The sequence below is a fragment of the Achromobacter pulmonis genome (genome assembly GCF_002885955.2).
GTDB lineage: Bacteria > Pseudomonadota > Gammaproteobacteria > Burkholderiales > Burkholderiaceae_B > Achromobacter > Achromobacter pulmonis_A.
Genome location: NZ_POQS01000003.1, coordinates 355,783 through 370,411, shown reverse-complemented (window position 1 = coordinate 370,411; position 14,629 = coordinate 355,783). Strand labels below are relative to the sequence as shown.

The following is a 14,629-nucleotide window of genomic DNA, read 5'->3' as shown; positions in this document are numbered from 1 at the left end:
TACCCGAGCAAATGAACTTTCGGCCGTTTGTAAGGTGTAAACAACGGTCGGCGCCGCCGTGAAAAGCGGGCGCCCGGCGCCCCCCAGAGGAGACGCCGGGCGCTGTTCGCGGCCCTGCGCGGACGGGCTCAATCCTCCTTGACCGGCGGTGGCGCCCACTGGCCGTCCAGCGCGGTGTCCTGCGGCCAGTACAGGCGCATGCTGAGCAGGAACGGCGCGTCGGCCGCGGGGCTGGCGAGCCAGTTGGAGCGCTTGCGCTCGCCGGGGTCGCGCTGCTGGATGTAGATGTCCAGCGAGCCGTCGGCGTTGTACTTCAGGGCGTCGGTGCTGCGCAGCACGTAGCGGTTGGCGGGGTTGTCGGCAAAGCCGTGCTTGTCGTCGTAGACGTGCAGCGACCAGTACGCGTTGGCCGGCGGCAGCTGCCCCTTGTCGAAATGCAGCACGTAGTCCTCGTCGGAGTTCAGCGGCCGGCCCTTGGAGTCGACCATCGTCACCGGATACAGCACGTCTTCCGGCGTGGGCGCGCCCAGGCCGGCGTAGGCGATGGCGGCGCGGCGCGTGTAGTCCGTGCCGTAGGTGCCGATGCCCGACAGCACGGTGTTCCAGCCATTGAGCGGCGTGGCCAGGCGCGACACGTTGTCGGCGATGCGGCGCCCCGCCAGCGGCTGGGCGTCGGCCAGCGCCTGCTGCACGGCCGGGCTCAGGCTGCCGTAGGAGAACGGCCGCCGGCTGTCCAGCCCGATGCGGCGCATGCGGTCCAGCATCGGCGTGTCGTTGGCATGCGGCGGGTTGTTGCGCAGCAGGTCGAAGAACAGGCCGAAGAAGGCGGCGGCGTCCATGCTCGCGGCCTGCTCGGCCGGCGTGCCGGCCGGCAGCGCCGGCATGGGCGCACGCAGCCCGCTGCCGATGGGCGCGGCGCCCACGCCGGGACCGGTCTGCGGATACACGCTGCCGTCGCCGCGCGCGCGGGTAGTGCGCGTCATGGGCACGGCCAGCGGATTGGCGGTCATGCCGGCCTGGATCTGGTTGACCGCCGCGTAGTCCTGCGGGCCGGCCGCCTGGGTCCAGCCGATCAGCCAGCCGGTGGCCGTCGGGCTGCGGATCACGTCCATGCCGGCCGGCGTCGCGCCCTGCCAGTCGGGGCCGACGATGACGAACGATTGCGCGCCGCGGCCGTTGGTGCGCGAGCCGCGCGAGGCGAACACGTCGCTCCACATGTCCAGCGCCGACAGCACCGAATAGCGTTCGCCCGTGGCCGGCAGGTTCACCACCAGCGGCGCCCGCGACACGTCGAACCACAGGCTGGAATACAGCGCGTCGGCGCTGGGCCACGGCGTGTCCCCGGCGCGCGGGTCGGGATACGAGGCCTTGTGGCCGAACTGGTTCATCGGCGCCTTGCCGTCCAGCGGGCTCTGCACCGCCGTGGCCTGGCGGCGCGCCAGCTCCATCAGCACCATGGGATAGGCGTAGACGTAGGCGTCGATGGCGGTGTCGCGCAGCTCCTGCTCGCTCATCTGCGGCGCGGGCGCGGCCTGCGGGGTTTCGGACACCAGCCGCAGCGTGGAGCGCGGCGCCTGAGCCTGGACGGCGGTGGCGAGGCCGGCGCTAAGCGCGCCGGCGAGAATTGCGGCGGACCACCGGCGGGTAGCGATAAATGTACGCATGCAAGGCTCCTTCTTGGTGTTGTTCGTTTGAAGGCGAGCCGCCGCGCGTGACAGGGAGCCAGTTCGGTCCAGCCTCCCTGGCGCGGCACCTCGAGATGACGCCCATCCAGGATATGACCGAACCCGGGGCCCAGGTGCTGACCAAGCGTTTCAAGGCGCAACGCTCGGAAAACGCGTGGTTCAAAATGCAAAAACGCGCCCGGGTGGGCGCGTTTTTGCGTGCCGTTCGTGCGCGCCGCGGGGCGCGGCGCGTAACGGGGCTTAACGGTGCTTGAATTCCGGCTTGCGCTTTTCGGTGAAAGCGGCCATGCCTTCCTTCTGGTCTTCGGTCGAGAACAGCGAATGGAACACGCGGCGCTCGAACAGCAGCCCTTCGTTGAGCGAGCCTTCGAAGGCGCGGTTGACGCACTCCTTGGCCATCATCACCGACGGCAGCGACATGGAGGCAATGACGGTGGCCGCGTCCATGGCTTCTTCCATGAGCTTGTCGGCCGGCACCACGCGCGAGACCAGGCCGGCGCGCTCGGCTTCCTCGGCGCCCATCATGCGGGCGGTCAGCGCCAGGTCCATGGCCTTGGCCTTGCCCACCGCGCGCGGCAGGCGCTGGGTGCCGCCCGCGCCGGGGATCACGCCCAGCTTGATTTCGGGCTGGCCGAACTTGGCGCTGTCGGCGGCGATGATGATGTCGCACATCATGGCCAGTTCGCAGCCGCCGCCCAGGGCGTAGCCGGCCACCGCGGCGATCACCGGCTTGCGGATGCGCTTGAGCGTCTCCCAGTTGCGGGTGATGTATTCGCTGCCGTAGACGTCCATGTACGACCAGCTTTTCATCGCGCCGATGTCCGCGCCTGCGGCGAAGGCCTTTTCGCTGCCGGTGATGACCACCGCGCCGATGCCGGGATCGGCCTCGAAGGCCAGCAGCGCGGCGCCGAGCTCGTCCATCAGTTGATCGTTCAGCGCGTTCAGCGCCTTGGGACGGTTAAGCGTCAGCAGGCCGACGCGGCCCCGGGTTTCGACCAGTACAAACGACTCGCTCATCACATGTCTCCGATATGGTGTGAAAGTAAGGCTATGAAATAAGATGCGGCTATGGAAAAAGACCAAGCTCCGCCGCTACTTTACCGCCTCGCGCCCTTCGACCCCGCCGGACACCGCTACCGGATAACCCTAACCATCCCCGCGCCCTCTCCGGACGGCCAGCGCCTGTCGCTGCCGGCCTGGATTCCGGGCAGCTACCTGATCCGCGATTTCTCGCGCCAGATCGAATCGCTGACGGCCTATGCCGGCGCGCGCCGGGTGCCGGTCGAGAAAACGGACAACCACACCTGGCGGGCCGCGGCCTGCGACGGCCCGCTGCGCGTGGAGTACGTGGTCTACGCCTGGGACCTGTCGGTGCGCGGCGCGCACCTGGACGAAACCCACGGTTTCTTCAACGGCACCAGCGTGTTCCTGCGCGTCCACGGACACGAGCACCTGCCCTGCCTGCTCGACCTGGCGCCGCCACGCGGCATCGAAGGCTGGAAGGTCTACACCAGCCTGCCCGAGGCCCGCGGGCACCGCGGCGCGGCCCGCCGCCACGGCTTCGGCCTGTACCTGGCGCCGGACTACGACGCGCTGATCGACCATCCGGTGGAAATGGGCACGCCGCAGGTCGCCAGCTTCACCGCGCACGGCGCCGAGCACGAACTGGTGTTCACCGGCGTCGCCCCCAACCTGGACCTGGACCGCATCGTCGCGGACGTGCGCAAGATCTGCGAAACCCAGATCGCGTTCTTCGAACCCCGCACCCGCCGCGCGCCGTTCCTGGACAGCGCCGAGCGCTACGTCTTCATGACCATGGTCACCGGCGACGGCTACGGCGGCCTGGAACACCGCGCCAGCACCGCGCTGATGACCTCGCGCAAGGACCTGCCGGTGCTGGGCCAGCAGGGCCAGGGCGAAGGCTACCGCGGCTTCCTGGGCCTGGTCAGCCACGAGTACTTCCATACCTGGAACGTCAAGCGCATCAAGCCGCAGGCCTTCGCGCCCTACGACCTGTCGCAGCCCGACCTGACGCGCCTGCTGTGGGTGTTCGAAGGCTTCACTTCCTACTACGACGACCTGCTGCTGCTGCGCTCGGGCGCCATCACCCGGCCCGACTACCTGCGGCTGCTGGCCAAGACCATCTCCAGCGTGGCGCGCACGCCGGGCCGCGGCAAGCAGTCGGTGGCGGAAAGCTCCTTCGACGCCTGGACCCGCTATTACAAGCAGGACGAGAACTCGCCCAACGCGCTGGTCAGCTACTACACCAAGGGCGCGCTGGTGGCGCTGGGGCTGGACCTGCTGATCCGCAACCAGAGCGCCGGCGCGCATTCGCTGGACGACGTCATGCGCCTGCTATGGGAGCGCTACGGCCGCGACTTCTACCGCGGCAAACCTCAGGGCCTGCCCGAAGACGGCCTGCCCGCGCTCATCGAAGAAGCCACCGGCGTCGACGCGCGCCGCTTCATCGCGCGCCATGCCTACGGCACGGCCGACGTGCCGCTGGCCGAGCTGCTGGCGCCGCAGGGCGTGACGCTGCAATGGAAGGCGGCGGCCAACATCCCGTCGCTGGACGCGCGCACCCGCAAGCAGGGCGACTCGCTGGCGCTGGCCACGGTGCTGGAAGGCGGCGCCGCGCACAAGGGCGGCCTGTCGGCCGGCGACGTGCTGGTGGCCATCGACGGGCTGCGCGTGGACGCGCCGGCCGGGCTGGACCTGCTGCTGGCGCAGTACCGGCCGGGCGAGCGGGTCACGGTGCACGTGTTCCGCCGCGACGAACTGCGGTCGTTCCGCGTCAGGCTGGCCGCGCCGGACGCCTCGGAGTGCGTGCTGACTTGACGGCCTGGCGGCCGGACGCCTGCGGCCCGCCGCGCAGCGCGCGTCGCAGGGCCGGCGCGGCCTGCTGCAGATAGCGCCACAGGCGGTTCGAGACCGGCCCCTGCGCCCGGTCGGCGCGCCGCGCCGCCACCAGTTCCTCGACGCTGCCCGGCAGATGCGGATTGGCGATGGACAGCAGCCGGCCGTCGCGCAATTCCTCTTCGACCAGGAAGCGCGGCAGATGGCCCCAGCCCATGCCCTGCAGGATGATCTCTTTCTTCATGAGCTGGTCCGCGACCGTGCAGCGGCGCGCGCCGGCGATGGTGAAGTAGTCGCGCGGCGGCGTATGCCTGGCGGTATCGCGCATGACGCACTGCGTGTACTCGCGCATCTGCGCCGGGCCGAGGGTGCGCGGCGCTGGTTCGCGCAGCAGGCCGGGCGCCGCCACCGGCACGAAAGCCACCTTGGCCAGGTCGACCCATTCGATGCGGGCGTCGCTCTTGTCCACGCGGTGCAGGATGAGATCGGCCTCGCCGTCTTCCAGGCGTTCCATCGGGCCGGCCACGGCCTCGAAGTGCAGATCCAGCCGCGTGGCGGGGCAGCCCGCGAAGAACCGGCTCAGCAGCCCCAGCACGTATGGGCGCGGGCAGAAATCTCCGATCACCACGCGCAACTCGGTTTCCTCGCCCACGGCCAGCTGTTCGGCGTGCGCGCGCAGGCCGGCAAGCTCGACCAGCAGCGATTGGGCGCGTTCGTGGAAAGAGCGGCCGGCGTCGGTCAGCGCGACGCGGTAGCCGCCGCGGTCCAGCAGGGCAAGGCCGAGCTGCCGTTCCAGTTTCGCCACGGCGGCGAACACCGCCGGATGCGAGCGGTGCAGCGACGCGGCTGCGGCCTGGAAGCCGCCTTCGCGCACCACGGCGTCGAAGCATTGCAGGTCGTGCAGCGTGAATTCGCTCATGTCAGTTTTTCCGACAATGTCTGTGGAAACTTTGTAATTTCTTCTTGATGGCCGCGCAACTAATCTTTGTCTCACCCGAACACCGCGAGGCCATCATGCAAGACGCATTCTTTTTCACCACGGGCGACGGCGCCCGCATCGCCTACCGCTACGACGGCGACGCCGACCAGCCGACGCTTATCCTGTCGAACTCGATCGGCACCACGCTGCATATGTGGGACGCGCAGATCCCGGCGCTATCGCGCCGTTTCCGCGTGCTGCGCTACGACTTCCGCGGCCACGGCGCCTCCAGCGTGCCGGCCGGCCCCTATTCGCTGGACCGCCTGGGCCGCGACGTGCTGGAGCTGATGGACGGCCTGGGGATCGCGCGCGCCCACTTCCTGGGCCTGTCGCTGGGCGGCATCGTCGGGCAATGGCTGGGCGTGCATGCCCCGCAGCGCCTGGACCGCCTGGTGCTGAGCAACACCTCGGCCTATCTCGGGCCGGCACCCCAGTGGGACGAGCGCATCGCCGCCACGCTGCAGGCACCCGACATGAAGGAAACCGCCGAAGGCTTTCTGCGCAACTGGTTTCCGCCCGCCATGCTGCGCGACGGCGAGCCCAACGTGGAGAAATTCCGCGCCATGCTGCTGGCCACCGACAGGCACGGGCTGGCCGGCCTGTTCGCGGCGGTGCGCGACTACGACCTGCGTCGCACCATCGCGCTGATCCCGACTCCCACGCTGGTCATCGCCGGCCAGCACGATACGGTGACGGCCGCCAGCCACAGCGAACGGATCGCCGCGGCGATCCCCGGCGCCAGGCTGCTGGTGCTGCCGGCCGTGCACCTGTCCAACGTCGAGTTCCCGCAGGAGTTCGAACGCGCTGTGCTGGAATTCCTGCCGGCGCCCTGACCGCGCCGGCTAGGCGCGCTCCCAGCGCCGCTGGATGGCCTTGGCCGCGACCACGCCGTCGGCCAGGGACGTGACCACGCAGGGATGCATGCGGTTGGCCACTTCGCCCACGGCGTAGATGTCGGGCACGCTGGTCTCGGCGGTGGCGAAATCGGTGCGGATGTAGCCGCGCGCGTCGCGCGCCAGCTGCAGGCTGTCGGCGAAGCCCGCCTGGGGCTCCCAGCCGTAGAACACCAGGATCAGGTCGTAGCGGCGCCCGTCGACGCTGCGCGCGGCCGGATCGACCCGGTACGGGCCGATGCGCACGCCGTCGCGGCCGGCGCGCGTCACCCATTGCTGCTGGGCGCGGACGCTGCGGGCGTAGAGGTGCACGGCGCGCGCGCCGCGGTTGCGCACGTAGACGAAATTCTCGAAAGCGTTGTCGCCCCCGCCCAGCACCGCCACCGACAGGTCCGAGTAGTCCTGCGCCACGATGGGCGAACCCGGCCCGATCAGCACGCCCGGCCAGGTCGCGCCGGGCGGGTGGTCCGGCAGCCCCTTGGCGCGCACGCCCGAGGCGATGACCAGGGTGCGCGCCCGCGCCAGGCTTTCGGCGCCGTCGGGGCCGGCCAGGCTGGCCTCGATGCCGCCCTTGCACGGCCGCACCGCGGTGACGCGGGTCTCCAGGCGCAGCGGCACGCCGGCGGCGCGCACGCTGGCGTCGATGTTGGCGGCCACCTGCTGGCCGGTGACGCCGGGCAGCACGGCGATCCAGTCGTCGGGGAACGGATTGTCGTTGCCCAGGCCGCCGAGGCGGGCGCCGGCCTCGACCAGTAACGGGGACAGGCCGAGCCTGGCCAGCCACAGCGCGCAGGAGGCGCCGGCCGGGCCGCCGCCTACAATCACCGTATCGTGCATCTGTTGCATTTCACCCCTTGTTGACCGCGGCGCGCCCGCGCATGGCCGGATTGTAGCCAGCGGGCTGCCCCCTTCCCGCCGCCGCCTTACAATTCCCGGCTACGCCATCCAGGTTTTCATCATGCCCACACGCCGCATCATCCTTTCCGGGCTCGCGCTCGACGCCCGCATCGGCATCCTCGAGCACGAGCGCCGCGCCACCCAGCCCCTGCATGTCGACGCCGAATTCGACGTGGACATCCAGCGCGCGGTCGACGACCACGACATCCACAGCGTGCTCGACTACCGCCGCCTGCGCGAGGCCATCGTGGAGGAATGCACCCAGGCCCACGTGAACCTGATCGAAACCCTGTCCGAGCAGGTGGCCGCCCGCCTGCTGGCCGACTTCCAGGAAATCCGCGCGCTGCGCCTGCGCATCAGCAAGCCCATGGCGTTCTCCGACTGCGCCGCAGTCGGCGTGGAAATCCAGATCACGCGCTGACTATGAACGATATCGCCTCCCCCGGCCTGCGCACCGCGGCCGAAGAAAAGAAACTCCGCCACGAAGGCAACAAGCTGACCAAGCGGCTGGCCCGCGAAACCACGCGCGCCCTGTCCGACTACAACATGATCGAGGCCGGCGACCGCGTGATGGTGTGCCTGTCCGGCGGCAAGGACTCCTACGCGCTGCTCGACATCCTGATGCAGCTGCAAAAGCGCGCGCCGTTTCCGTTCGAGCTGGTCGCGGTCAACCTGGACCAGAAGCAACCGGGCTTTCCGGCCGACATCCTGCCGCGCTACCTGACCGAACTGGGCGTGCCCTTCCACATCGAGACGCAGGACACCTACTCCATCGTCACGCGCGTGCTGGAAGAAGGCAAGACCATGTGCTCGCTCTGTTCGCGGCTGCGCCGCGGCATCCTGTACCGCGTGGCCTCGGAACTGGGCGCGACCAAGATCGCGCTGGGCCACCACCGCGACGACATCCTGGGCACCTTCTTCCTGAACCTGTTCTACGGCGGCAAGGCCAAGGGCATGCCGCCCAAGCTGGTGTCCGACGACGGCCGCCACACGGTGATCCGTCCGCTGGCCTACGTGCCCGAGACCGACTTGATCGCCTATGCGGAACTCAAGCAGTTCCCCATCATCCCGTGCAATCTGTGCGGCTCGCAGGAGAACCTCAAGCGCAAGGAGGTCGGCCGCATGATCCAGGAATGGGACCGGCAGCATCCGGGCCGCTCGTGGAACGTGTTCAACGCGCTGTCGCGCGTGGTGCCCTCGCACCTGATGGACCGCGACCTGTTCGATTTCGTGGGCCTCAAGCCCACCGGCCTGCCCGACGCCAATGGCGACACCGCGTTCGACGCCGTGGACCCGGAAGCGGACGGCGCCGAAGCCTGCGGCGATACCGCGCCGCAGGGCATGGTCGAGAAGAAGGTGACGTTCTCGCGGCCGGGCGGCGCCGGGTGATTCGGGGGGGTCGAGGTTTGGGATTCGGACGTAGGATGGGTGCAGCGCGAGATTTCTTGGGCAAGAACTCAAATATCGAGCGCGCGTAACCCATCAGGCGGCGCCAGCCGCCGGTTTTCGTGGCAAGAGACAAACAGCCGGCTGCCGCCGGCCGATGGGTTACGCGCGACGGACAATTGAATTCTTGCCCAGGAAATCTCGCGCTACACCCATCCTACCCATCCCCACCATCCGCAAATTTCACGCATTCAGCACCCGCACCGGCCGCCCCGCCTGCCAGGCTTTCACGGCTTCCAGCGCGTTCTGGTAGAACGCCTCGAAATTCTCGCGGCTGACGTAGCCCAGGTGCGGCGTGAGGATCACGTTGTCGAGGTCGCGCACCGTGTCGGTGGGCGACAGCGGCTCTTCGGGATAGACGTCCAGCCCCGCGCCGGCGATGCGGAATTTCACCAGCGCGTCCATCAGCGCTTCCTGGTCCACCAGGCCGGCGCGCGAGGTGTTGACGAGATAGGCGGTGGGTTTCATGGCGGCCAGCGCCGCGGCGTCGACCACGTGGCGGGTGCGCTCGGAAAGAATCAGGTGCAGGCTGACCACGTCGGACGTGGCGAACAGTTCGTGCTTGTCCACCCGCGCCACGCCGGCGGCCGCGGCGCGTTCGTCGGTGAGGTTGGGGCTCCAGGCCACCACGTCCATGCCGAAGGCCTGGCCCACCTTGGCCACCGCCGTGCCCAGCTTGCCCAGGCCCAGCACGCCCAGCCGCTTGCCGGCCAGCGGCTCGGGCATGGCCGTCTGCCACATGCCGCGGCGCATGGCCGCGTCTTCGGCCGGCAGGTGCTTGAACAGTCCGAGGATGTGCGCCCAGGCCAGCTCCGCGGTGGCTGTGGCGGCCTCGGGGCTGCCGGGCGCGCCGCACACCACGATGCCCTGCGCGGCGCAGGCCTGCATGTCGATGGCGTTGTTGCGCATGCCGGTGGTGATTAGCAGGCGCAGCCTGGGCAGCGCGCGGATGCGCTCGGCCGGGAACGGCGTGCGCTCGCGCATGGCGACGATGACGTCGAAGCTCTCGAGCGTGGCCTCGACCTGCTCGGGCGGAATGTAGTTGTTGAAGATCTGCACCTCGGCGTCGCCGCCCAGCGAGGTCCAGTCGGCGTAGCGCCGGGCTACGTCGTGATAATCGTCGAGTATTGCGATTTTCAATGCGGTCTCCGGGTGGCGTGGCGCTTGCGGCGCCAGCCTCCCGGCCGGCGGCGCGCGCCGGTCAGTTCAGTCGGGCCTTGAGCTGCTCCAGGGGCAGCGCGCCGCTGGTGCGCGTGCCGTCGGCGAAGAACAGAGTGGGCGTGCCGCGCACCATCAGGCGCTGGCCCAGGGCCAGCAGTTCGGCCTCGGGCACGTCGCAGCTGGCGGCGGCCGGCTTGCGTCCGCGCAGCATCCAGTCGTCCCAGGCCGCGCCCGGGTCCTTGGCGCACCAGACGTCGCGCACCTTGTCCTTGGAATCGGCCGACAGGATGGGATAGAGGAAGGTGTAGACGGTCAGGTTGTCCACGTCTTCCAGCGTCTTGCGCAGCTGCTTGCAATAGCCGCAATTGGGGTCTTCGAAAATCGCCACCTTGCGCGAGCCGTCGCCCTTGACCTGCTTGATGGCCAGTTCCAGCGGCAGATCGTCGAACTTCACGGCGCTCAGCCGCTCCAGCGATTCGCGGGTGACGTCGCGGCGCGTCATGGCGTCGATCAGCGGACCTTCCATGACCCAGGTGACTTTCTCGTCCGTGTAGATCATGTCCATGCCCAGCTGCACTTCGAACAAACCGTAGGGCGTGCGCCGCACGGCCGTGACGTCCATGCCGGAGAAACGCTGCTTGAAACGTTCCTTGACCGCGTCCGCCGCGGGATCGGCCGGCGCCGCCTGGGGCGTGGCGTAGCTTTTGGCGTCCTTGCCGGCCTGGCCGGCGGACTGCGTGGACACGGACTTGGCGTCCTGGGCCGACACGCCGGCCGACACCGCCAGCAGCGCGGCGGCCAGGACGGCGGAAATGCGGAAATTCATCTGTGCTCCTGTACTCGTATATCGTGTCGTTCGGCCTAGGGCCTAGCGTAACCTAGTTGGTCGAGGCCCCGGCGATCAGGCGGCGCTTGACCAGCGGCGCGCGCTCGACCCAGTGCATGCCGGCGTTGCGCAGCCAGACCAGCGGCGTGGCGCGCGAGGCGAACAGCTTGTGCAGGCCGTCGGTGGCCAGGCGCATGGCCAGCACCGGCTCGGCCCTCGCCCGCTGGTAGCGGTGCAGCACGCGCAGGTCGCCGGCCGTGCGGTAGGGCTCGCGCCCGGCGACCGTGCGCACCAGCGCCTCGACGTCGCCCAGGCCCAGGTTCAGGCCCTGCCCGGCCAGCGGGTGCAGCCGGTGCGCGGCGTCGCCCGCCAGCGCGATGCCCGGCGCCACCATCTGCGCGCGCTCCAGGGTCAGGGGAAAGCCATGCAGCTTGCTGCGCACCTTCAGGGTTCCCAGCCGGCCTTCGGCGGCGTCGGCCAGCAAGGCCTCCAGGCGCGCCGTCTGTTCGGCCGGCGGCAAGGCCAGCAAGTCGCGGGCCTGCTCGCTGCGCATGGACCAGACCATCGAGACCTGCGGGCCGTCGGCCGTGTCGGGCAGCGGCAGCAGCGCCAGCACGCCATCGTCGCGGAACCACTGGACGGCCGTGCCCTGGTGCGGACGCTGCGCGTCCAGGTGCACCACCAGGCCGGTGTCGTGATAGGACTGGGACTCGTGCTTCAGGCCGGCCGCCGTGCGCAGCGGCGAGGCCGCGCCATCGGCGCCCACGAACAGTTCGGCCTCGATGCGCGCGCCGCCTTCCGTCTCGATGGCGCCGTTGCGATAGCCGGTGCAGCGGTCTTCCAGCCAGGCAATGCCGAACATGCGCACGGCCTGGATCAGCACGCGCTCGATTTCGCCGGATTCGACGATCCACGCCAGCTGCGGCAGCGCCGCCTGCCAGGCATTGAGGTTCACCTGCCCGTCGGCGTCGCCGTGGATCTCCATCGCGGTCACCGGCGTGAGCCGGGCCGCGGGCATGGCGTCCCAGACGCCCAGCTCGGCCAGGAAACGCTGGCTGGCCGGCGAAATGGCGTAGACGCGCGGATGGTAGTGGTTGGGATCGGCCGCCGGCACGCTGGCGCGCGGGGCCAGCACGGCCACGCGCTGGCCGCGGCGGGCCAGCGCCAGGGCGGTGGACAGGCCGACGATGCCGGCTCCGCAAACGACGATCTGATGGCTCATCTTGCTGTCGGCTCCCCGGCCTGCTTGGGCCACAACACCCACATCTGGCCGCGCTGCTTCATGCGCCCCGCCTGCTGCCCGGCCGCGTCGCCGTAGCCCCAGTAGAAGTCGGCGCGCGCCGCGCCGCGGATGGCCGTGCCGGTGTCCTGGGCGAACACCAGGCGCTGCAGCGGCCGGTCGGACGCCGGATAGGTGGTCGACAGGAACACCGGCGTGCCCAGCGGCACGAAGCTGGCGTCCACCGCCACCGAGCGCATCGGCGCCAGCGGGATCGCGTAGGCGCCCTTGGGACCCAGTTCGGGGTCCACCACGGCCTCTTCGCGGAAGAACACGACGGCCGGATTGGCGTTCAGCATTTCCGGCACGCGCTTGGGATTGCGCTGCGCCCAGGCGCGGATGTTCTGCATCGAGGCCTGGTCGGGCGCGAGTTCGCCGCGGTCGATCAGCCAGCGGCCGATGGACACGTAGGGCTGGCCGTTGTGGTCGGCATAGGCCACGCGTATGGTCTTGCCGGCGTCGGGGCCGTCGGTGAGCTGCACCCGGCCCGAGCCCTGCACCTGCAGGAAAAAGTTGTCCACCGGATCGTCCACCCACACCACCACGGGCGGGCGGCGGCCGGCGGTCGATTCGATGGCGGCGCGCGTGTCGTAGGGCACCACGCGCTTGCCGTCGAGCTTGCCGCGCACGCGCTTGCCCGCCAGGTCCGGATAGACCGATCCCAGGTCGATGGTCAGCAGGTCGGCGGGCACGGCGTACAGCGGCCACTGGTAGTTGCCGCCCTGGCGGCGCGAGCCGCGCACCAGCGGCTCGTAGTAGCCGGTGACCGTATTGGTGGCCGGCTTGCCGTCGGCCGCGTTCAGGCGCCACGGCTGCAGATAGGTCTGGAAGAAGCGCCGCACCGCCTCGCCGTCGCCCGCGGCGGGCGCGCGCGCCGGGTCGGTGGCGGCCGCGCAGACCGGCTGCCAGGCCNGGCCGGCTTGCCGTCGGCCGCGTTCAGGCGCCACGGCTGCAGATAGGTCTGGAAGAAGCGCCGCACCGCCTCGCCGTCGCCCGCGGCGGGCGCGCGCGCCGGGTCGGTGGCGGCCGCGCAGACCGGCTGCCAGGCCCGCGGCGTGGCGCGCGCCGGCGCGGCCAGGTTGCCGGAAGTGGGCCGCATCAGCCCGCGGCAGTTGCGCAGGAACAGCGGCCACACGCGCGACAGGTCGTCGCTGCTCCAGCCGGGCATTTCCGACCAGTTGCCCGGCTTGAACTTGCCCGCCAGCGCGCGCGGCGGCGTATCGGGCAGCGCCGACAGCGGCGGCACCACCAGGGGGCCTTCGGCCGCGGGCGGACGCGCGCCGGGAAGCGTGCCGGAATCGGGGGGAATGTCGGAGGGCGTGGAGCAGGCCGCCAGCAGTACCGACAGCACGGACAAACTGAAAATGCGCTTCATGAGCAAGGGCAGGACGTACGACGGGGACCGGGCCATTCAGTGCAGCGTGCGCGGCATGGCCAGGACGAATTCGGAGATCGGCACTTCGAACGGAATGCCGTTCTCGCCGACGCAGTGATAGGTGCCGCGCATCGTGCCCACCGGAGTAGGCAGGGGACAGCCGCTGGTGTATTCGAAGGTTTCACCGGGCGCCAGCAGCGGCTGCTGGCCCACGATGCCCAGCCCGCGCACTTCCTGCACGCGCTGGTTGCCGTCGGTGATGATCCAGTGGCGGCTGATCACCTGGGCGGGGTGTTCGCCCGTGTTGGTGATGCGGACGGTATAGGCGAATACGAACTGCTGTTCGCCGGGATCGGACTGTTCAGGCACGAAGCGTGGAGAGACGGAGACGCTCAGGTCGTAAGGTTTCACAGTCCTTTCCTGTGTAGCAGGCGCGGCCGCCGGACCCGCCGGACCGGGCCACTCCCGGTACCGCGCCTCAAACTGCAATAATGGCACATTATGCCCTCCCCGACTCCGAACATCATGTCTACCCTTTCGGCCTCCACCCGCATCACCCCCAGCATCCTGTCGGCTGACTTCGCCCGCCTGGGCGAGGAAGTCCGCAACGTCGTCGCCGCCGGCGCCGACTGGATCCACGTGGACGTGATGGACAACCACTACGTCCCCAACCTGACCATCGGCCCCATGGTGTGCGCGGCGATCCGTCCCCATGTTTCCGTGCCGATCGACGTGCACCTGATGGTGGAACCGGTGGACGACCTGGTGCCGATGTTCGCCAAGGCCGGCGCCGACTACATCAGCTTCCACCCCGACGCCAGCCGCCACGTGGACCGCACGCTGACGCTGATCCGCGAAAACGGCTGTAAGGCCGGCCTGGTGTTCAACCCCGCCACGCCGCTGTCCTACCTGGACTACGTGATGGACAAGATCGACCTGGTCCTGATCATGTCGGTCAACCCCGGCTTCGGCGGCCAGAGTTTCATTCCGGCCGCGCTGGACAAGCTGCGCGAGGCGCGCGCCCGCATCGACGCCTGGACCCGCGCCGGCGGCCAGGAAATCGCCCTGCAGGTCGACGGCGGCGTCAAGATCGACAACATCGCCGAGATCCGCCGCGCCGGCGCGGACACCTTCGTGGCCGGTTCGGCCATCTTCGGCAAGCCGGACTACGCCGGCATCATCAAGTCGATGCGCGAGCAGATCGCCGTCGGCGAAACCACCGCCATCTGATA

At 69.7% G+C, this 14,629-nt stretch carries 15 protein-coding genes; 6 read left to right on the top strand and 9 right to left on the bottom strand.

Annotation, left to right across the window (positions count from 1 at the left end):
* Positions 1–128 precede the first annotated feature (128 nt).
* Positions 129–1,664 carry a DUF1254 domain-containing protein gene (locus C1I89_RS13005; protein ID WP_102773198.1) on the bottom strand — a complete coding sequence of 512 codons (1,536 nt, stop codon included), beginning with the start codon at positions 1,662–1,664 and terminating at the stop codon, positions 129–131.
* Positions 1,665–1,759: 95 nt separating this feature from the next.
* Here C1I89_RS13005 and C1I89_RS34085 point away from each other — a divergent pair, with 95 nt between their 5' ends.
* Positions 1,760–1,939, top strand: coding sequence for a hypothetical protein (locus tag C1I89_RS34085; RefSeq protein WP_146196902.1), 180 nt, complete (start codon positions 1,760–1,762; stop codon positions 1,937–1,939).
* Here the strand turns inward: C1I89_RS34085 and C1I89_RS13000 are convergent.
* Entirely contained in the window at positions 1,926–2,702 is a 777-nt protein-coding gene (locus C1I89_RS13000; protein WP_102773197.1) for an enoyl-CoA hydratase, read from the bottom strand. The genes C1I89_RS34085 and C1I89_RS13000 overlap by 14 nt on opposite strands.
* Positions 2,703–2,753: 51 nt before the next feature.
* Here C1I89_RS13000 and C1I89_RS12995 point away from each other — a divergent pair, with 51 nt between their 5' ends.
* A complete protein-coding gene (locus tag C1I89_RS12995; RefSeq protein WP_102773196.1) occupies positions 2,754–4,523 on the top strand; it encodes a M61 family metallopeptidase in 1,770 nt (589 codons plus the stop codon).
* Here C1I89_RS12995 and C1I89_RS12990 read toward each other — a convergent pair.
* Complete coding sequence (locus C1I89_RS12990; protein WP_102773195.1) at positions 4,480–5,460, bottom strand: LysR family transcriptional regulator; 981 nt, start codon at positions 5,458–5,460, stop codon at positions 4,480–4,482. The genes C1I89_RS12995 and C1I89_RS12990 overlap by 44 nt on opposite strands.
* Before the next feature lie 95 nt (positions 5,461–5,555).
* On the opposite strand from C1I89_RS12990, the gene pcaD reads away from it, so the two are divergent.
* On the top strand, positions 5,556–6,353 hold the full coding sequence (pcaD, locus tag C1I89_RS12985) for a 3-oxoadipate enol-lactonase (protein WP_102773523.1): 798 nt from the start codon (positions 5,556–5,558) through the stop codon (positions 6,351–6,353).
* Positions 6,354–6,362: 9 nt separating this feature from the next.
* On the opposite strand, the gene C1I89_RS12980 is transcribed toward pcaD, so the two are convergent.
* The gene (locus C1I89_RS12980; protein WP_102773194.1) at positions 6,363–7,259 is read right to left on the bottom strand and encodes an NAD(P)/FAD-dependent oxidoreductase; all 897 of its coding nucleotides are present in this window, start codon (positions 7,257–7,259) and stop codon (positions 6,363–6,365) included.
* Between the two features lie 112 nt (positions 7,260–7,371).
* Here C1I89_RS12980 and folB point away from each other — a divergent pair, with 112 nt between their 5' ends.
* Together folB and ttcA are read left to right on the top strand one after the other, a co-directional pair.
* Positions 7,372–7,731, top strand: a complete 360-nt coding sequence (gene folB / locus C1I89_RS12975) for a dihydroneopterin aldolase (RefSeq protein WP_102773193.1) — start codon at positions 7,372–7,374, stop codon at positions 7,729–7,731.
* Between the two features lie 2 nt (positions 7,732–7,733).
* Complete coding sequence (ttcA, locus tag C1I89_RS12970) at positions 7,734–8,699, top strand: tRNA 2-thiocytidine(32) synthetase TtcA (RefSeq protein WP_102773192.1); 966 nt, start codon at positions 7,734–7,736, stop codon at positions 8,697–8,699.
* A gap of 240 nt (positions 8,700–8,939) precedes the next feature.
* On the opposite strand, the gene C1I89_RS12965 is transcribed toward ttcA, so the two are convergent.
* The 5 genes from C1I89_RS12965 to apaG form a co-directional block, all read right to left on the bottom strand.
* On the bottom strand, positions 8,940–9,896 hold the full coding sequence (locus C1I89_RS12965) for a D-2-hydroxyacid dehydrogenase family protein (protein WP_102773191.1): 957 nt from the start codon (positions 9,894–9,896) through the stop codon (positions 8,940–8,942).
* A 61-nt stretch (positions 9,897–9,957) separates the two neighbouring features.
* Positions 9,958–10,743, bottom strand: coding sequence for a DsbC family protein (locus C1I89_RS12960; protein WP_102773190.1), 786 nt, complete (start codon positions 10,741–10,743; stop codon positions 9,958–9,960).
* Positions 10,744–10,795: 52 nt separating this feature from the next.
* Positions 10,796–11,965: a UbiH/UbiF family hydroxylase gene (locus tag C1I89_RS12955; protein WP_102773189.1), complete on the bottom strand. Its 1,170-nt coding sequence runs from the start codon at positions 11,963–11,965 to the stop codon at positions 10,796–10,798.
* Entirely contained in the window at positions 11,962–13,200 is a 1,239-nt protein-coding gene (gene mltA, locus C1I89_RS12950) for a murein transglycosylase A (protein WP_440130636.1), read from the bottom strand. The genes C1I89_RS12955 and mltA overlap by 4 nt, the downstream gene beginning before the upstream one ends.
* A 233-nt stretch (positions 13,201–13,433) precedes the next feature.
* Positions 13,434–13,808, bottom strand: a complete 375-nt coding sequence (gene apaG, locus C1I89_RS12940) for a Co2+/Mg2+ efflux protein ApaG (RefSeq protein ID WP_039882644.1) — start codon at positions 13,806–13,808, stop codon at positions 13,434–13,436.
* Positions 13,809–13,898: 90 nt separating this feature from the next.
* Here apaG and rpe point away from each other — a divergent pair, with 90 nt between their 5' ends.
* Positions 13,899–14,627 carry a ribulose-phosphate 3-epimerase gene (gene rpe / locus C1I89_RS12935; protein ID WP_102773187.1) on the top strand — a complete coding sequence of 243 codons (729 nt, stop codon included), beginning with the start codon at positions 13,899–13,901 and terminating at the stop codon, positions 14,625–14,627.
* Positions 14,628–14,629: the final 2 nt, after the last annotated feature.